Raw genomic sequence first — 15,844 nt, forward strand, 5'->3', positions numbered from 1 at the left:
CATTGCGATCCGGACGGGCGCGGCAATCCATGCTTCGGAGCCGCGCCAACGCCCGTGGATCGCCGCGTCGCTGCGCTCCTCGCGATGACGGGTGGGGCTAAACGCCTTCGCCGCGCAGCGGGCGGGAGAGGAGGGCTTCGATGACCTCGTCAACCGAGGCCTCTCCACCCAGCAGGGCGCAGACGGCGGCGACGATCGGCATGTCGACGCCGAGCGCGTCGGCGGCGCGCTTCAGCACGGGCGCGGTGAAGGCGCCTTCCGCGACGGTGCGGCGGTCGGCGAGGAGATCGGCGGCGCGGCGGCCCTGGCCGATGCCGACGCCCAGGCTGAAATTGCGGCTGTTGGTGGACGAACAGGTGAGGACGAGGTCGCCGAGCCCGGCGAGCCCGGCCAGCGTCTCGGCGCGCGCGCCCTTGGCAAGGCCGAAGCGGGTCATCTCCGCGAAGCCGCGCGAGATGAGCGCCGCCCGGGCGTTGAGGCCGAGCCCGCGCCCGTCGACCACGCCGCAGGCGATGGCGAGCACGTTCTTGACCGCGCCGCCGACTTCGGCCCCGGCGACGTCGTCGCTGAGATAGGGCCGGAAATTGGGGCGGGCGAGCCGCCGGACCAGCGCGTCGCCGACCGCGGCGTCCTCCACCGCCAGCGTCACCGCCGCGGGCAGGCCGGCGGCGACCTCGTGCGCGAAGGTCGGGCCGGACAGGACCGCGATCGGCGCGCCCGGCTGCGCTTCGGCGGCGACTTCGTGCATCAGCCGCCCGCTCGCTTCCTCGATCCCCTTGGAGCACAGGACCAGCGGGCGACCGCCCGCGTCGAGGCCGGCGAGCACGGCCCCCATATGCTGGGCGGGCGTCACGACGAGCCAGGCGTCGCAGCCCTGAAGATCGGCGAGGTCCGACGTGGCGCGAAGCTTCGGATTGAGCGGGACGCCGGGCAGGAACAGGCGGTTTTCATGGGCCGCGTTCACCGTCTCCGCGACTTCGGGCTCGCGCGCCCAGAGCAGCGCCTCGCCGCCCGCCGCCGCCACCTGCGCCAGCGCCGTGCCCCAGGCGCCGCCGCCGATCACCCCGATCCTCATGCCTTCACCCCCGCGCCGCGCGCCTTTTCCGCATCCGGATCGAGCGGCCAGCGCGCCCGCGCCGGCGCGTCGAGCCCGTCCGTCAGCCCCGCCTCGAACCGCAGCGCGCCGGCCCAGGCGATCATCGCCGCATTGTCGGTGCACAGCCACAAAGGCGGCGCGACGAAGGGCAGGCCGTGCGCATCCGCCAGGCCGGTGAGCGCGCCGCGCACCGCCTGGTTGGCCGCGACGCCGCCCGCCACCACCAGGGCCGTCGCCTCCGGCACCCGGAGGATGGCGCGGGCGGTGCGGTCGACCAGGCAATCGACCACCGCCTGCTGAAAGGAAGCGGCGATGTCCTCGGCGCGATACAGCCCGGAATCGCGCGCCCGCAGCACGGCGCTCTTGAGGCCCGCGAAGGAGAAATGCGGCTCGGCCGATCCGACCAGCGGCCGCGGCAGCTTCACGGCGCGCGGATCGCCCGACCGCGCCGCCGCTTCCACCGCCGGACCGCCCGGAAAGCCGAGGCCGAGCAGCTTCGCGCTCTTGTCGAACGCCTCGCCGGCGGCGTCGTCGATGGTGGTCGCCAGCCGCCGGTAGCGGCCGACCCCGTCGACCGCGAGCAGCTGGCAATGGCCGCCCGACACGAGCAGCAGCAGATAGGGAAAGGCGAGATCCGGATCGGTCAGCATCGGCGAGAGGGCATGGCCTTCGAGATGGTTGACCGCGACCAGCGGCTTGCCGGACGCGAGCGCCATCCCCTTCGCCGTCACCAGCCCCACCATCACGCCGCCGATCAGGCCCGGGCCGGCGGTGGCGGCGATCGCGTCGACGTCGGCGAGGCGCAGATCCGCCTCCGCCAGCACCTGTTCGATCAGGCCGGGCAGGATCTCGACATGGGCGCGGGCGGCGATTTCCGGGACGACGCCGCCGAACGGCCGGTGCGCCGTCTCCTGCCCCGCCACCCTGTGCGCCAGGATGCGCCGGTCGGACGCGACCAGGGCCGCCGCCGTTTCGTCGCACGAGGATTCTATGCCGAGGATCAGCGTCATCCAGCCTTCCCTGCCACCACCTGAGCCGCTAGCACAAGCGCCGCCATGAACCGTCCCCTTCGCATCGGAACCCGCGGCTCGCCGCTGGCGCTCGCCCAGGCACATATGGTGGCGGCCGCGCTGCGTTCAGCCCATGGCTGGGACGAGGACCGGGTCGAGATCGTGCCGATCACCACCACCGGCGACGTGGTGCAGGACCGGCCGCTCGCCGAGATCGGCGGCAAGGGGCTGTGGACCAAGGAGCTCGACCGCTGCCTCGCGGCCGGCGACACCGATCTGTCGGTCCATTCGATGAAGGATGTGGAGACGATCCGGGCGGACAGCCTGGCCGTGGCCGCGATGCTGCCCCGCGCCGACGTGCGCGACCGGCTGATCGGCGCGCCCAGCATCGCCGCCATCGCCCAGGGGGCGGTGGTCGGCACCTCCTCCCCCCGCCGCGCCGCGCAGCTGCTGCGCCGCCGCCCCGACCTCCAGGTCGTGCCGATCCGCGGCAATGTCGAAACCCGGCTGCGCAAGGTGGCGGAGGGCGAGGTCGCGGCGTCGCTGCTGGCCGCCGCCGGACTCGACCGGATCGGGCGGGGCGAGGTCGGGACGCCGGTCGAGGACATGCTGCCCGCGCCTTCGCAGGGCGCGGTCGGGATCGAGGTGTTGGCCGGCAACGCGGCGGTGCGCGATCTCGTCGCCGCGATCGATCACCCTGAGACCCATGCCTGCGTCCGCGCCGAGCGGCGGCTGCTCCTTGCGCTGGGCGGCGACTGCCGGTCCGCCGTCGCCGCGCTCGCCACCATGACGGCGGGACGCGTCACCCTGCGCGCCGAGATCCTGACCGCGGACGGGCGCGAGGTGGAGGCGGGCGAGACCGCCTTCGACCCCGCCGACGGGGACGCGCCGGCGGCGCTCGGCCGGCTGCTGCTCGACCGGGCGAGCCCTGCATTGCGGGCGATGTTCGCCGGATGAAGGTGCTGATCCTCCGGCCGGAGCCGGGCGCTTCGGCCAGCGCGGCGCGGGCGGAGGCGCTGGGCCTCGCGCCGATCAAGGTCCCGCTGTTCACCGTCCGCCCGCTCGACTGGGGGGCGCCGCAAGGAGTGGACGCCCTGCTGCTCACCAGCGCCAACGCGGTGCGCCATGGCGGGCCGGGGCTGGCGGCGCTGCGCGGCCTTCCCTGCTTCGCGGTGGGCGAGGCGACGGCGGCGGCGGCGCGGGAGGCGGGCTTCAGGGACGTGCGGAGCGGTCCGTCGGACGGCGCGGCGCTGCTGCCGATCGTCGCCGCCGCCGGCCACCGCCGCATCCTCCATCTGTGCGGCCGCGACCATATTCCGCTGGCGCATGACGGGCTGACGATCGAACGGCGGATCGCCTACGCCGCCGACGCCGTCGAGGCGCTGCCGGCGCCGGCGCTTGCCGCGCTGGGGGAGGGGGTTCTGGTCCTCGTCCATTCGCCCCGCGCCGGCGCGCTGCTCGCCCGGCTCGCGCCTTTCAAGGCGCGCAACTCGCTCGCCGCGATCAGCGCGGCCGCCGCGGACGCGGCCGGGCCGGGCTGGCGCGCGGTGCACGTCGCCGCCGCGCCGCGCGACGACGCCTTGCTGGAGCTTGCCGCCAAGCTGTGCAACAGTGGCGCCGCAGGGCGGACGGGACAGGATGGATGACGATGGAATATGATCCGGTCGAGGGCCGCGTCCGCGAGGCGCCGCCCACCCTCCCGGAGCGGCCGAAGCGGCGCGGGCTGCTGCCGCTGATGGTCCTGCCGGCGCTCGCCTTCCTGCTCGGCATCGCGGCGATGGGCTGGCTGCTCGCCAATTGGGAAAGCGGCGCCCGCTTCCTGGGCGTCGCGCCCGCCCCGCCGCCGGCCGAGGAAGCGGCCGCCGAACCGGTGCCCGAAATCCTGCCCGAAGAGCCGGCGCCCGCGCCGACGCCTGCCGGCGAGACGCAACGCCTCGTGCTCGATCCGGAAGTCACCCGCCGCGTCAACCGGCTGGAGGAGCGGATCGCCGAGATCGACACCCAGTCCCGCGCCGCCGTCGGCAATGCCGACCGGGCGGAAGGGCTGCTGGTCGCCTTCGCCGCCCGCCGCGCGCTCGATCGCGGCGTCCCGCTCGGCTATATCGAGGGGCTGCTGCGCCAGCGCTTCGGCGACAGCCAGCCGCAGGCGGTCGGCACGATCATCGCCGCCGCGCGCCAGCCGGTAACGCTGGAGGAGCTGAACGAGGGGCTGCAGGAGATCGGGCCGCAGCTGACCGGCGCGCCGCCCGACCAGGACTGGTGGTCGGCGCTGAGGGCGGAATTCGGCAATCTCGTCACCGTCCGCCGCCAGGGCACGCCCTCCACCGTCCCGGGCGAGCGGCTGCGCCGCGCGACCCGGCGGCTGGAGGCGGGCCAGGTCGACGTGGCGCTCGCCGAAGTGCTGCGCATGCCCGGCCGCGACCATGCCGGCGACTGGATCGAGGCGGCCCGCCGCTACGTCGCCGCCCGCCGCGCGCTCGACACGATCGAGACCGCCGCTTTGCTCGACCCCCGCAACCCGCCGCGCGTCGACGGCCCCAACGGCTCCCCCGCCGAACCGGCGACCTGAGGAAGCGTCCTCCCTGGCGCCGAAGGCGATGGGGAGGGGGACCAGCCGCAGGCTGGTGGAGGGGCAAAAGCGGAGCAAGCTTACAGGCGCCGATTGCCCCTCCACCGCGCTACGCGCGGTCCCCCTCCCCATGGAGCTTCGCTCCACAGGGAGGACGGTGAGCGGCCGATGCAGGGAGCCGTCCCCTAGTCCTCCCTGTCCGCGAAGCGGATGGGGAGGGGGACCAGCCGCAGGCTGGTGGAGGGGCAAAAGCGGAGCAAGCTTACGGGCGCCCGTCGCCCCTCCACCACACTACGCGCGGTCCCCCTCCCCATGGAGCTGCGCTCCACAGGGAGAATTTAGATTTCCAGCAGGGCGTAGGGGCGGCCGAGTTCGGCCTGGGTCACGAAGCGGGCGCAATTGTAGACGGGGATGCCGCGGGCCGTTTTGCCCTGGTAGCGGCCGCGATGGGCGTGGCCGTGGACCGCCGCCTTCACATTGTCGAAGCGGTCGATCGCGTTGGCGAGCCGGGACGAGCCCATGAACGGATAGATTTGCAGCGGCTCGCCCTCCACCGTGTCCTCGACCGGGGAATAATGGAGCACCGCCACCGCCCGCTCGGTGCGCAGGGTGCGCAGCGCATTTTCCAGCCGCCGCGCCTCTTCGCGCGATTCGTCGACGAAGGTCTTGATCGCCTGCTCCCCGAAGGCGCCGAGCTCGCCCCGGCCGAAGCCGCCGATGAAGCCCTTCACGCCCGCGAAGCCCACGCCTTCGACCACCACCGCATGTTCGCCCAGCATCCGGACGCCGGCCTGCTGCAGGATGCGGCTCACCTCCTCCGGGCAGCCGCATTCGTAATCGTGGTTGCCGAGCACCGCGACGGTGGGGATGGTGCAGGCGCGCAGCTCCTCGGCCAGGATCTCGGCCTCGCTCACCTTGCCGAAATCGGTAAGGTCCCCGCACAAGGCGAGCACGTCCGCCTGGCCCGATATCTCGGCGAACAGGTCGCGGAAGCTGGTTTCCATATTTTCGGTGACGTGGAGGTCGCCGATCGCGGCGACGGTGATGCTGTCAGTATTTTCGTTCATGCCGCTCCGCAATTCCCTTGCCGACCACGTCGGCGAAGCCCCATTCGCCGATGTCGGTGACATAGTCCCTGGGGCTGAACAGCCGTCCGCGACAGATGTTCATGTCGGACGGCGGCATCTCGGCCTGCGCGCGCAGGCGCTCGATCAGCTCGTCGAACAGCCAGCGCGGGATGAGGTCCCGCTTCGTCGGGTAGATGAAGCGGAAATTGAGCACGTGGATCAGGAGCACTTCCCAATAGAGCTCCATCGCGATCAGCAGCCGCCGCCAGTCGATCTCGGCATGCTTTTTCAGGATGACATGCGCGACGTCCGCCCCGTCATAGCGGTAGCGGTCCTGGAGGAAGAGCTTGGAGAGGATGAATTCGGTCGGCGGCGTGATCCGCACGGTCGAGCCGTACACCTCCACCTCATAGACCTCGCGGAACCAGTCGTCGGTCACCGGGATCGAGGCGGAGGAGATGTTGTAGATCACGTCGAAGAAATGGTCGTCCTGCCAGACCTTGCCGATCCAGCGCTCGTCCTCGACCGCGATCTCGTAGCCCTGGTCCTTGAAGAAGGAGAGGATGCGCGGCGCGTCGGACGCCTTGCAGAACACGTCCAGATCCTTGGTCGGCCGCGAGATGCCGGTGTAGCAGGACAGAGCGTAGGTGCCCGACAGCAGGAACGGAATCTCCGATGCCTTGAGGAGCTTCAGGCTCTCGACATAGAAGTCGATCGCCTCGGGCGGAGGTTCGAACACCGAGGTGTCGAGCGTTTCGAGTTGAATGCTCATGGAACGGGGAGAACGGCGATGATGAAGAAGCGTTCCGGAAACCCCTAGGTTGCGCGCGCCAGCGCCGTTATAAGCACAAAGCGTGAACGATGTGCCCGCACCGCCCATCCGCAAGATCATCCATGTCGACATGGACGCCTTCTTCGCGAGCGTGGAGCAGCATGATTTCCCGGAATTGAGGGGCAAGCCGGTCGCGGTCGGCGGCGCCTCGGCGCGCGGCGTGGTGGCGGCGGCGAGCTACGAGGCGCGCCGCTTCGGCGTCCGTTCCGCCATGCCGTCGGTCACCGCCCGGCGGCGCTGCCCGGACCTCATCTTCGTGCCGCCGCGCTTCGATCGCTACCGGGAAGTGTCGGCCCGCATCCGTGCCATCTTCCTCGAACATACGCCGCTGGTGGAGCCGCTGTCGCTCGACGAGGCCTATCTCGACGTCACCGAGGATCTGAAGGGGATCGGGATCGCCACCCGCATCGCCGAGGAGATCCGCGCCCGCATCCGCGCCGAGACCGGCCTCACTGCATCGGCCGGCGTGTCCTACAACAAGTTCCTCGCCAAGCTCGCCAGCGACCAGAACAAGCCCGACGGCCTGTGCGTCATCACGCCCGCCAAGGGCCCGGCCTTCGTCGCCTCGCTGCCGGTGGCGCGCTTCCACGGCGTCGGGCCGAAGACGGCGGAGAAGATGGCGCGGCTCGGCATCCGCACCGGCGCGGACCTCAAGGCCTGCAGCCTCGCCTTCCTGCAGCAGGCGTTCGGCAGCTCCGGCGCTTATTATCACGATCTCGCCCGCGGCATCTGCCACCGCCAGGTGCGGCCCGACCGCGAACGCAAGTCGATCGGCGCCGAGGACACGTTCATGACCGACCTCAGCGACGAGGCCGCTTTGGTGGCGGAGCTCGACCGCATCGGCCGCCACGTCTGGAAGAAGATCGAGGAGCGGCGCATCGCCGGCCGCACCGTGACGCTGAAGGTCAAATATCGCGACTTCCGCATCGTCACCCGCGCGCGCAGCTTCCCGCGCCCGGTCGCGGACGCCGACGCCTTCGTCGGCGCCGGCACCGCCATGCTCCGCGCCCTCCTCCCGCCGCCGATGGGAATCCGCCTGCTCGGCCTCACCCTCTCCAACCTCGGCGACGCGGCCGCCCCGCCCAGCGAATTGCCGCTGCCGATCTGACAAAGCGATGAAGCACGCACCGGAGCCGAGGCCGGCGCAACCTTTGCCGGGTTCGTCGGTCTAGGCGGGAAATGGGCAAGCCGCTGACGCTTCCCGGCCTGGTCCGGTCGCCGATCGAGGCGATGGCGCGCGATCTGCTGCGTGCCGAGGATTTCGGCGTCGATTTCGCGGCGCCGGCGGGCGCGCCCGCTTTGGTGCCGGCCGACGGCATTTCCTGGCGGGTGTTCCGCAATCCCGTCACCTTGTTCATCGGCGGCGTCGCCGCGGTGCTGCTGGAGCTGGCCGAGCCGCGGGTGCGCCACGGCGTGTGGGACCATAGCGGCTTTCGCGCCGACCCGCTGGCGCGGCTGCGCCGCACCGGCCTTGCCGCGATGGTCACCGTCTACGGCCCCGAAGAGGCCGCGCGGGCGATGATCGCCGGCGTCAACCGGCTCCACGCCCGGGTGTCCGGCCTGACCGCCGCGGGCGTCGCCTACCGCGCCGACGATCCGGAACTGCTCGACTGGGTGCAGGCGACCGCCGCCTGGGGCTTCCTGGAGGCCTTTTGCGCTTATGCCGGGCCGCTGCCGGCGGCCGCGCGCGACCTTTATTATGCCGAAGGCGCGCCGGTGGCGGCGCTCTACGGCGCGACCGGCGCCCCCGCCTCCCAGGACGCGCTACGCGCCTTGTTCGCGCGGATGGGGCCGAAGCTCGAGCCGTCGGCCACGCTCCACGAATTCCTCGCCATCATGCGGCGGGTGGAGGCGCTGCCCGGCGCCGCGCGGCCGGCCCAGGCGCTGCTGGTGCGCGCCGCGGTCGATCTCCTCCCCGGCTCGCTCGCCGACCGGCTGGGGCTCGGCGGCGATCGCCTCGCCGGCTGGCAGAAGCCGCTGGTGCGCGCGCTCGCCGCCGCCGCCGACCGGCTGCTGCTGCCCTCGTCGCCGCCCGTCCAGGCCAGCCGCCGCCTCGGCCTTCCCGACGACTGGCCGTGGCGCTGACCGGGCTCAGAGCCGCTCGGCCGCCTGGGCGCGGATCACGATCTCCTCCTGGCCGAAGCGCTTCTCCAGCCGCGCCCGCAGGCCGGCCCACCAGGCGCGGTCGAGCGTGTCCGCCATCACTTCGAAGATCACGATCTCGTCCCGCGCCACCCCGCCTTCGCCTTCCGCCCACAGGCCCTCGGCCGGGCTGCGGGTGAAGGCGGTGAGCCCGCCGAAGCGGTCGACCAGCTCCGCCCGCAGCCCGGCGAACAAAGCCGCCGGCTGCGGCGTCCCGTCGTTGCGCAGCCGCGGGAGCAGGATTTCGACGATCGTCATGGCCGGCCCAACGCTTCGCGCTTCCGTCCGGCTCCGCTTTCCCCTACAGCGGGCCATCCCCGGGGGAGCGCCGGTCCGCGCTTGAGAGGGGGGCAGGAGCCCCCGACCCGTCGAACCTGATCCGGCTGACACCGGCGTAGGGAGGGCGAAGCGGCACATCCGTTCTCCCTTCCCAACATGGAGAGCGACACATGGCCGACATTCCCGCCCGCACCGAACTAAAGGTTACCACCGGCCCCATTCGCGGCTCGCGGAAAATCCATGTTGGCCCGCTGGGCGTGGCGATGCGCGAGATCGTGCTCGAGCCCTCGTCCGGCGAGCCGCCCTTGCGCGTCTACGACTGCTCCGGCCCCTATACGGACCCCGACGCCCGCATCGACATCATGGCCGGCCTCCCCGAGCTGCGCCGCGAATGGATCCGCGGCCGCGGCGACGTCGAGGAGGTCGCCCAGCGCGAGGTGAAGCCGGAGGACAACGGCCAGCTCGGCCCCGACCGCTCCGGCGGCGTCCAGCCCTTCCCCAACGTCCGCAAGAAGGTGCTGCGCGCCCGGCCGGGCCACAACGTGTCGCAGATGCATTACGCGCGCCGCGGCATCGTCACGCCGGAAATGGAATATGTGGCCGTCCGTGAGAATCTCGGCCGCGAAGCCATCGCGAATGCCATTCGCGATGGAGTCGATTTCGGCGCCGCCATCCCCGATTACGTCACCCCCGAATTCGTCCGCGACGAGGTGGCGCGCGGCCGCGCCATCATCCCCGCCAACATCAACCATCCCGAGACCGAGCCGATGGCGATCGGCCGCAACTTCCTCGTGAAGATCAACGCGAACATCGGCAATTCCGCCGTCGCCTCCGACGTCGCGCAGGAAGTCGACAAGATGGTCTGGGCGATCCGCTGGGGCGCCGACACGGTGATGGACCTCTCCACCGGCCGCAACATCCACGACACCCGCGAATGGATCCTCAGGAACTCCCCCGTGCCGATCGGCACAGTCCCCATTTATCAAGCCCTTGAAAAGGTCGGCGGCGTCGCCGAGGACCTCACCTGGGAAATCTACCGCGACACTTTGATCGAGCAGGCCGAGCAGGGCGTCGATTATTTCACCATCCACGCCGGCGTGCGCCTGCCCTACATCCCGATGACGGCGAGCCGCGTCACCGGCATCGTCAGCCGCGGCGGCTCGATCATGGCCAAATGGTGCCTCGCCCACCATCGGGAGAGCTTCCTCTACGAGCGGTTCGAGGAAATCTGCGAGATCATGAAGGCCTATGACATCGCCTTCTCCTTGGGCGATGGCCTCCGCCCCGGCTCCATCGCCGATGCCAACGACCAAGCCCAGTTCGCCGAGCTCGCCACCCTGGGCGAACTCACGCAGATCGCCTGGAAGCACGACGTCCAGGTGATGATCGAAGGCCCCGGCCACGTGCCGATGCACAAGATCAAGGCGAACATGGACAAGCAGCTCGAAGCCTGCGGCGAAGCCCCCTTCTACACATTGGGTCCGCTCACCACCGACATCGCCCCCGGCTACGACCACATCACCAGCGCGATCGGCGCCGCCATGATCGGATGGTTCGGTACCGCCATGCTCTGCTACGTGACGCCGAAGGAGCATCTCGGCCTGCCCGACCGCTACGACGTGAAGGTCGGCGTCGTCACCTACAAACTCGCCGCCCACGCCGCCGACCTCGCCAAGGGCCACCCGGCGGCGAAGCTGAGGGACGACGCCCTGTCACGCGCGAGGTTCGAATTCCGCTGGCGCGACCAGTTCCACCTCAGCCTCGACCCCGACACGGCCGAACAATATCACGACCAGACCCTCCCCGCCGAAGGCGCCAAGACCGCCCACTTCTGCTCGATGTGCGGCCCCAAATTCTGCAGCATGAAGATCACGCAAGAGGTGCGGGACTTCGCGGCGAAGCAGAACCAGTCGGCCGACAGCTTCCTCGCCGCTTATCCTCCCCGGCACGGGGAGGGGGACCATGCGCAGCATGGTGGAGGGGGCCCCTTGCAGGATGCCGAAGCCGGCATGGCCGAGATGAGCGAGAAATTCCGCCAGAAAGGCGGCGAAATCTACCTCCCGGCGGCGGAGTAGGGCCGTGCACCCCCTCCTCCCCATGCTCCTGGCCGTGGCGCAGCCCCAGGCGGCCGAATCCGTCACGGTCTCCGAGGGTGAGTGCTACGCGATGGTTGCGGCGGACGAAAAGACCGTCCCCACCCGCATCGCCGGCCTGAGCGTGATCGAGCGCACCGGCCGGCCCGGCCCCTTCTCGGCGCCCGAGCTTCCGCCCGGCACCGGCGCTCTCATGTGTCCCCGCTCGACCATCATCCCGGCGCCGAACGACTGGAAGGTGCTCGAGGCCGGCTTCGCGCTCTACATCGTTGAGCGGCGAGGCGAGCCCCGCGACCCCAGAACCGGCGTATTGGAAGTCTCGTCCGGACGGGTGCGCTACCGGCTGGTCAGCGGGGAATTGGCGGAAGGGGAAGAGGAACGGCTTCTGAAGCGCCTGAACCAGCTCCAGGAGGCCCGCCACGACTGACGGTCCCGCGCCTTGTTCGGCGAAAAAGGCGACGAAATCTGTCTTCCCGCGGCAGAGTAGGGAGGGCGCCGCGTGCCCAGGTTCATCTTCAAGGCCAATGACGATGTGCTCTCCTTCTGCGCCTGCGAAGGGGCCCCGGCGATGTCCTCGGGCCAGCTCGACTGCCCGTGGTGCTGCTGCGGCTGGATGATCTCCTGCTCGCAATGCCTGAAATCCTTCGACTTCGCGGAGGTTCGGGAGACCGATATTCCGCTGGTCGTGCTCGGCCGCCGCGAGGTCGCCGCGCGGGGCCTCTCCAACATTTCGGAAGAGCGGATCGCCGAGTGGGCGGAAGGCATGGCCGAAGCGCTTGCCCCCTTCGAACCGGGAGACGTCATTGTCTACCTCGATGGCTCCTACTGGGCCGTCGATGCGACGGATATCCACCTCCGCCTCTCCGCGCGAACCAATCCACCCCGCCCTTCACGCCCCACCTCCGCCCCGCTACAACCCTCGCTCCGGCGGAGGGGATGAAGAATGAGCCCGCTTCTCGCGCAGCGCCTGATCGCGGCGCCGTTCCTGATCCTGGGGGGATGGTGCCTGTTCTTCCCCGCCATGGTGGAGCAGCTCAGCCTGCGCCCCGAATATCGCCATGAAAGCATGACGAGCGCGATCCTGATCGGCTGTTTCGGCGCGCAGGCCGTGCTGGCGGGGCTGTTCGCGGCGTTCAGCCGCTTCACCCGCGCGACCTTCCTCGTCTTCGGGATCGCCTTGCTCCCCTTCTTCGGGTTCAACTACTGGTTCCTGTTCGTCGTGCCGGTGTTCAGCGAATGGATGCTGCTCGATTTCGCGGCGAACCTTGCCATGGTGGCGCTGTGCTTCGCGGGCTACCGCGCGAGCGGCCCTGGCGGCTGACGGGCGGCGCCGGTCCGCCACGCTTCTTGTTCACCTCCGCCTTGGCGAAATGGTGCGGATGGACGCTCGCGAAGCGCGTGGTGTAGATGCGCTGTCCGGCCATCTTTCATCCTCGCCTCGATAGATGCCGCCGGTGCCAGGTAAATTCGGGAAGGACGGCCACTCGATGACCTACGCCGCCGACGCCAAGCCGCCTTTCTATCACGGCACCCGCGCCGATGTGGCGGTGGGCGATCTCCTCCGCCCCGGCTTCACGTCCAATTTCGCGGATCGCAAGCTCTCCTGGATCTACTTCTCCGCCACGCTCGAGGCGGCGATCTGGGGCGCCGAGCTGGCGAAGGGCGCGGGCAGGGAGCGAATCTACATCGTCGAGCCGACCGGCCCATTCGAGGACGACCCCAACCTGACCGACAAGAGATTTCCGGGCAATCCGACCCAATCCTACCGCTCGCGCGATCCGCTTCGCGTCATCGGCGAGGTCGCCGAATGGCAGGGCCACTCGCCCGAGCAGCTCCAGGCCATGAAAGACGGCCTTTCCCGCCTGGCAGCGGAGGGCCGCGATCACATCATCGACTGACCGCTCGTCAGGGGCCGTGGCCCGCGGCTAAGAACTTGCCATGTCCGCCTACACCTTCCGCCCCGTCACCGCGGCCGACCTCCCCCTCCTCCGCCGCTGGTGCGCGCGGCCGCATGTGATCGAATGGTGGGGCGCCCCCGACGACGAGCCGGCCGAGGAGACGCTCGCCGATCCGCGCGTCGCCATGTGGATCGTGGCGCATGCGACGCCCGGCGAGGCGCCGCGCCCCTTCGCTTATGCGCAGGATTACAGCCCGCACGACTGGCCGGACCACCCCTTCGCCCACCTTCCCGCCGGGGCGCGTGGGATCGATCAATATATCGGCGAGCCGGACATGATCGGCCGCGGCCATGGCAGCGCCTTCGTCCGCGCCCACTGCAACCGCCTGTTCGCCGCCGGCACGCCGGCGATCGGCACCGATCCCCATCCCGCCAATGGCCGCGCCATCCGCGCCTACGAAAAAGCCGGCTTCGTCATCGCCTCCGCCCCGCGCGACACGCGCTGGGGCCGCGCCATCCTGATGGAGCGTTGGCCGTAGGCGCAGGTCCGGTCGGAGCCGGCCGGATCGTCCGCGACGCTCACGCGGGGCTGCCCGTCGGTCGCGGAGGAGCGCGGCCTCGCGCTTTCCCACTTGCGCTCTCCCAGCCTGACCGCAATCCTCGACCCATGCCCCGCTCCGCGCCGCAGCTCGCCAAATTCGCCTGCCTCGCCTGCCGCACGGTGATGAAGCGCGCGCCTTTGCTGCCGAGGCATCCGGCCATGCGACGCGCGGCGCCGCGGCCGATCGAGGTGCGGCCATGCGCAAGCTGCGGCGGCGACAGCTATTGGGTGGGGAGCGACTTTCGCGCGCCGCCCAAGGCCGACCGCAAGGCTTGGAACGTGGTCGCCCTGCTGGTCCGCGCCGGCCTGCCCTATTGCAAGATACAGGCGCCGCTCCCCCTCGCCGACCTCGCCGGAACGGGGATCCCCACCAGGAACGTGATCAGCGCCACCTGCACGATCGGTCCGTGGCCCACGACAATGGCCGAGGCGGAGGCCTTCGTCGACCGCTACGGCGGCCTTGGCCTCCCCTTCTGGCGGCCCGGCGAGGCCGCCCCGCAGCCCTAGCGCCTCCGCGCCGCGTCGGCCGCCGCTTGACACCCGCCCCCGCCGACGAAACACTCCCCCCGGGGTTCGACTCCCCGTCGGGCATTTCCCGAACGCGATATCTTGAAAGGGATACGGGCAGCACAAATGGGAAATGCCTTGAGCTGTGGTAGCAAGCGAATCGTAATCGCTCCAACTGAAGCCTTCCGGCGCCGGCCCTCCGGGCAGCCGTGGCGCGGCCATGCGGGCCTCGGGCCCCCGCCGTGCCGCCGCGGCGCCGGAAGGTGAGTGGCGGCGGCATGAACTTTCTGATCCTGCTCGCGATACCGGGCCTCGTCACCGCGGGCGCCTTCCTCTGGCGCGGCCGCAGGGTGACCACCATTTATCCGCCGATGGTCGGCCTCCTCTACCGGAACGGACGGTTCCGGGAGGAGCTGCCGCCCGGCCACTACGTGCACTTCGATCCGCTTGGGCGGACGCGGGTCGTCAAGGTGTCGCTGGCCGAGCTGCCGGCGCAGATCGGCGAGGTCTCCGTCCTCTCCAAGGACCGGTTCTCCTTCCGGATCGGGCTCGCTCCGGTGCTGACGGTCACCGATGCGCGGCTCTACGCGGAATCGCAGGCCGCGGTGGAAGGCAATCCGTGGAGCCAGTTCACGCCGCTGGCGTCGGCGCATGCGGCGCTCCACCCGCTGCTCGCCGCCGCCGCGACCGAGGCGGTCGGGGCACGGACGCTGGCGGACATCCTTTCGGACCAGGCGGCGGTGGCGCAGGAGGTTCGGGCCACGCTCGATCAGGGCATTCCCGGCGCCGCGGTCGAGCGCGTGCTGCTGACCTCGCTCACCCTGCCGCCCGAGACGCGCCGGATGTTCACCGATGTCGAGCGGGCCCGGACCGAGGGGCTGGCCGCGCTGGAACGCGCGCGCGGCGAACAGGCCGCCATGCGGGTCCTCGCCAATGCGGCGCGGCTGGTGACGGACAATCCGGCCTTGGGCCAATTGCGGCTGCTCCAGGCGATCGAAACGTCGAAGGGGGCGACGACCATCGTCCTCGGCGAGACGGCCGCCGCGCTGACCGGGACCGGCAAGCCGCCCTCTTCCCCTCCCGCCGCCTGAATGAGACGAGCTATCCGGCATTCTTAGCGTTATCCTAATCGGCGGCCGTCAGCATCGCCGACATGGGGAAGCAACTCGCCAAGCTCGGCGGCGCCATATTCGGGGGGTCCGCCATCGTGATCGTGGCCTTCGCGCAGTGGCGATACGGAGAGGTGGACTGGAGGCCGGTCCTCGTCTGGTCGCTGTTCGTGACGACGATCGTCACCGGGCGCGCCTTCTTCATCATACGGAGCCGGCGGCGACATGCGGCGGCACGCGCGATCAGGCATCGCCAAATGCTGGAGCTGGAAGCGGCGATCGGGGAGTTGAAGCACTCGATGGCACGCCTTTCCCCCGCGGACTTGTCGATCTACCTGAGCCTGACAAGACGATCGGATGACGACGCGACACCGTGCGTGGTGACGACGAAGGGAAGCCCCAATCATCTTGTCCTGGTGCAGATGACGGATCTGAAGCTCGCCGCTCCAGAGGAATTCCGGACCGTCGGCGAGTCGCCGAACGCACTCACCTGCGTTCGCTACGCCGTGACCCCATTCGGCCGACATTATCTTCTGAAGATCCTGCCGGAAGTCCTGGAGGTCCGAGCGGAACGGCAGGTCGGCGGTCCGGGGCCGGAGCGTTCCTGACCGCCCGGTGGCGCCACTCGCGCGATCCGGGGAT

19 protein-coding genes and 1 riboswitch are annotated in these 15,844 nt (G+C 70.5%); of the genes, 14 read left to right on the forward strand and 5 right to left on the reverse strand.

All coding sequences use genetic code 11. The features are described 5' to 3' along the window. Nucleotides 1-97: 97 nt before the first annotated feature. The gene (locus ACK4K7_RS01270) at nt 98-1,075 is read right to left on the reverse strand and encodes an NAD(P)H-dependent glycerol-3-phosphate dehydrogenase (protein ID WP_431863322.1); all 978 of its coding nucleotides are present in this window, start codon (nt 1,073-1,075) and stop codon (nt 98-100) included. Further along, nucleotides 1,072-2,106 (reverse strand): tRNA (adenosine(37)-N6)-threonylcarbamoyltransferase complex transferase subunit TsaD, encoded by a 1,035-nt coding sequence (gene tsaD, locus ACK4K7_RS01275; RefSeq protein WP_431863323.1) that lies wholly within the window; start codon nt 2,104-2,106, stop codon nt 1,072-1,074. The genes ACK4K7_RS01270 and tsaD overlap by 4 nt, the downstream gene beginning before the upstream one ends. A 45-nt stretch (nt 2,107-2,151) precedes the next feature. Here tsaD and hemC point away from each other — a divergent pair, with 45 nt between their 5' ends. Genes hemC through ACK4K7_RS01290 form a run of 3 tightly spaced genes read left to right on the forward strand, consistent with a single transcriptional unit; the run spans nt 2,152 to nt 4,675 of the window. Continuing rightward, a complete protein-coding gene (hemC, locus tag ACK4K7_RS01280) occupies nt 2,152-3,063 on the forward strand; it encodes a hydroxymethylbilane synthase (RefSeq protein WP_431863324.1) in 912 nt (303 codons plus the stop codon). Then, nucleotides 3,060-3,752: a uroporphyrinogen-III synthase gene (locus ACK4K7_RS01285; RefSeq protein ID WP_431863325.1), complete on the forward strand. Its 693-nt coding sequence runs from the start codon at nt 3,060-3,062 to the stop codon at nt 3,750-3,752. Before hemC ends, ACK4K7_RS01285 begins: the two co-directional genes overlap by 4 nt. After that, nucleotides 3,749-4,675, forward strand: a complete 927-nt coding sequence (locus ACK4K7_RS01290; protein ID WP_431863326.1) for a hypothetical protein — start codon at nt 3,749-3,751, stop codon at nt 4,673-4,675. The genes ACK4K7_RS01285 and ACK4K7_RS01290 overlap by 4 nt, the downstream gene beginning before the upstream one ends. A gap of 338 nt (nt 4,676-5,013) precedes the next feature. On the opposite strand, the gene ACK4K7_RS01295 is transcribed toward ACK4K7_RS01290, so the two are convergent. Both ACK4K7_RS01295 and ACK4K7_RS01300 read right to left on the reverse strand, forming a co-directional pair. Next, nucleotides 5,014-5,742, reverse strand: coding sequence for a metallophosphoesterase family protein (locus ACK4K7_RS01295; RefSeq protein WP_431863327.1), 729 nt, complete (start codon nt 5,740-5,742; stop codon nt 5,014-5,016). Beyond that, a complete protein-coding gene (locus tag ACK4K7_RS01300; protein ID WP_431863328.1) occupies nt 5,726-6,514 on the reverse strand; it encodes a hypothetical protein in 789 nt (262 codons plus the stop codon). Before ACK4K7_RS01300 ends, ACK4K7_RS01295 begins: the two co-directional genes overlap by 17 nt. 82 nt (nt 6,515-6,596) lie before the next feature. Between ACK4K7_RS01300 and dinB the strand changes: the two genes are divergently transcribed. Together dinB and ACK4K7_RS01310 are read left to right on the forward strand one after the other, a co-directional pair. Continuing rightward, nucleotides 6,597-7,682 carry a DNA polymerase IV gene (dinB, locus tag ACK4K7_RS01305; protein ID WP_431863329.1) on the forward strand — a complete coding sequence of 362 codons (1,086 nt, stop codon included), beginning with the start codon at nt 6,597-6,599 and terminating at the stop codon, nt 7,680-7,682. A 71-nt stretch (nt 7,683-7,753) separates the two neighbouring features. Continuing rightward, nucleotides 7,754-8,659 carry an oxygenase MpaB family protein gene (locus ACK4K7_RS01310; protein WP_431863331.1) on the forward strand — a complete coding sequence of 302 codons (906 nt, stop codon included), beginning with the start codon at nt 7,754-7,756 and terminating at the stop codon, nt 8,657-8,659. Between the two features lie 6 nt (nt 8,660-8,665). Here ACK4K7_RS01310 and ACK4K7_RS01315 read toward each other — a convergent pair whose 3' ends face one another. Next, complete coding sequence (locus ACK4K7_RS01315) at nt 8,666-8,974, reverse strand: hypothetical protein (protein ID WP_431863332.1); 309 nt, start codon at nt 8,972-8,974, stop codon at nt 8,666-8,668. A gap of 57 nt (nt 8,975-9,031) precedes the next feature. After that, a riboswitch (TPP riboswitch) is annotated at nt 9,032-9,120 on the forward strand. Nucleotides 9,121-9,165: 45 nt separating this feature from the next. On the opposite strand from ACK4K7_RS01315, the gene thiC reads away from it, so the two are divergent. From thiC to ACK4K7_RS01360, 9 genes are all read left to right on the forward strand, one after another. Further along, a complete protein-coding gene (thiC, locus tag ACK4K7_RS01320) occupies nt 9,166-11,070 on the forward strand; it encodes a phosphomethylpyrimidine synthase ThiC (RefSeq protein ID WP_431863333.1) in 1,905 nt (634 codons plus the stop codon). 34 nt (nt 11,071-11,104) lie between these two features. Beyond that, nucleotides 11,105-11,515, forward strand: coding sequence for a hypothetical protein (locus ACK4K7_RS01325; protein WP_431863334.1), 411 nt, complete (start codon nt 11,105-11,107; stop codon nt 11,513-11,515). A 72-nt stretch (nt 11,516-11,587) separates the two neighbouring features. Further along, complete coding sequence (locus ACK4K7_RS01330; protein ID WP_431863335.1) at nt 11,588-12,028, forward strand: hypothetical protein; 441 nt, start codon at nt 11,588-11,590, stop codon at nt 12,026-12,028. A gap of 3 nt (nt 12,029-12,031) precedes the next feature. Beyond that, the gene (locus tag ACK4K7_RS01335) at nt 12,032-12,409 is read left to right on the forward strand and encodes a hypothetical protein (protein ID WP_431863336.1); all 378 of its coding nucleotides are present in this window, start codon (nt 12,032-12,034) and stop codon (nt 12,407-12,409) included. A 166-nt stretch (nt 12,410-12,575) separates the two neighbouring features. After that, on the forward strand, nt 12,576-12,986 hold the full coding sequence (arr, locus tag ACK4K7_RS01340; protein WP_431863337.1) for an NAD(+)--rifampin ADP-ribosyltransferase: 411 nt from the start codon (nt 12,576-12,578) through the stop codon (nt 12,984-12,986). A gap of 40 nt (nt 12,987-13,026) precedes the next feature. After that, nucleotides 13,027-13,524 (forward strand): GNAT family N-acetyltransferase, encoded by a 498-nt coding sequence (locus tag ACK4K7_RS01345; protein ID WP_431863338.1) that lies wholly within the window; start codon nt 13,027-13,029, stop codon nt 13,522-13,524. 128 nt (nt 13,525-13,652) lie between these two features. Next, entirely contained in the window at nt 13,653-14,093 is a 441-nt protein-coding gene (locus ACK4K7_RS01350; protein WP_431863339.1) for a hypothetical protein, read from the forward strand. Between the two features lie 278 nt (nt 14,094-14,371). Further along, nucleotides 14,372-15,184 (forward strand): SPFH domain-containing protein, encoded by an 813-nt coding sequence (locus ACK4K7_RS01355; protein WP_431863340.1) that lies wholly within the window; start codon nt 14,372-14,374, stop codon nt 15,182-15,184. Nucleotides 15,185-15,246: 62 nt separating this feature from the next. Then, the gene (locus ACK4K7_RS01360; protein WP_431863341.1) at nt 15,247-15,810 is read left to right on the forward strand and encodes a hypothetical protein; all 564 of its coding nucleotides are present in this window, start codon (nt 15,247-15,249) and stop codon (nt 15,808-15,810) included. Nucleotides 15,811-15,844: the final 34 nt, after the last annotated feature.

The organism is Allosphingosinicella sp., assembly GCF_046295735.1.
Classification (GTDB): Bacteria; Pseudomonadota; Alphaproteobacteria; order Sphingomonadales; family Sphingomonadaceae; genus Allosphingosinicella.

Bases quoted from the DNA above. Each gene is read 5' to 3' on its own strand.
- ACK4K7_RS01270 (WP_431863322.1), bottom strand. From the start codon at position 1,075: ATGAGGATCGGGGTGATCGGCGGCGGCGCCTGGGGCACGGCGCTGGCG.
- tsaD (WP_431863323.1), bottom strand. From the start codon at position 2,106: ATGACGCTGATCCTCGGCATAGAATCCTCGTGCGACGAAACGGCGGCG.
- hemC (WP_431863324.1), top strand. From the start codon at position 2,152: ATGAACCGTCCCCTTCGCATCGGAACCCGCGGCTCGCCGCTGGCGCTC.
- ACK4K7_RS01285 (WP_431863325.1), top strand. From the start codon at position 3,060: ATGAAGGTGCTGATCCTCCGGCCGGAGCCGGGCGCTTCGGCCAGCGCG.
- ACK4K7_RS01290 (WP_431863326.1), top strand. From the start codon at position 3,749: ATGACGATGGAATATGATCCGGTCGAGGGCCGCGTCCGCGAGGCGCCG.
- ACK4K7_RS01295 (WP_431863327.1), bottom strand. From the start codon at position 5,742: ATGAACGAAAATACTGACAGCATCACCGTCGCCGCGATCGGCGACCTC.
- ACK4K7_RS01300 (WP_431863328.1), bottom strand. From the start codon at position 6,514: ATGAGCATTCAACTCGAAACGCTCGACACCTCGGTGTTCGAACCTCCG.
- ACK4K7_RS01310 (WP_431863331.1), top strand. From the start codon at position 7,754: ATGGGCAAGCCGCTGACGCTTCCCGGCCTGGTCCGGTCGCCGATCGAG.
- ACK4K7_RS01315 (WP_431863332.1), bottom strand. From the start codon at position 8,974: ATGACGATCGTCGAAATCCTGCTCCCGCGGCTGCGCAACGACGGGACG.
- thiC (WP_431863333.1), top strand. From the start codon at position 9,166: ATGGCCGACATTCCCGCCCGCACCGAACTAAAGGTTACCACCGGCCCC.
- ACK4K7_RS01335 (WP_431863336.1), top strand. From the start codon at position 12,032: ATGAGCCCGCTTCTCGCGCAGCGCCTGATCGCGGCGCCGTTCCTGATC.
- arr (WP_431863337.1), top strand. From the start codon at position 12,576: ATGACCTACGCCGCCGACGCCAAGCCGCCTTTCTATCACGGCACCCGC.
- ACK4K7_RS01345 (WP_431863338.1), top strand. From the start codon at position 13,027: ATGTCCGCCTACACCTTCCGCCCCGTCACCGCGGCCGACCTCCCCCTC.
- ACK4K7_RS01350 (WP_431863339.1), top strand. From the start codon at position 13,653: ATGCCCCGCTCCGCGCCGCAGCTCGCCAAATTCGCCTGCCTCGCCTGC.
- ACK4K7_RS01355 (WP_431863340.1), top strand. From the start codon at position 14,372: ATGAACTTTCTGATCCTGCTCGCGATACCGGGCCTCGTCACCGCGGGC.
- ACK4K7_RS01360 (WP_431863341.1), top strand. From the start codon at position 15,247: ATGGGGAAGCAACTCGCCAAGCTCGGCGGCGCCATATTCGGGGGGTCC.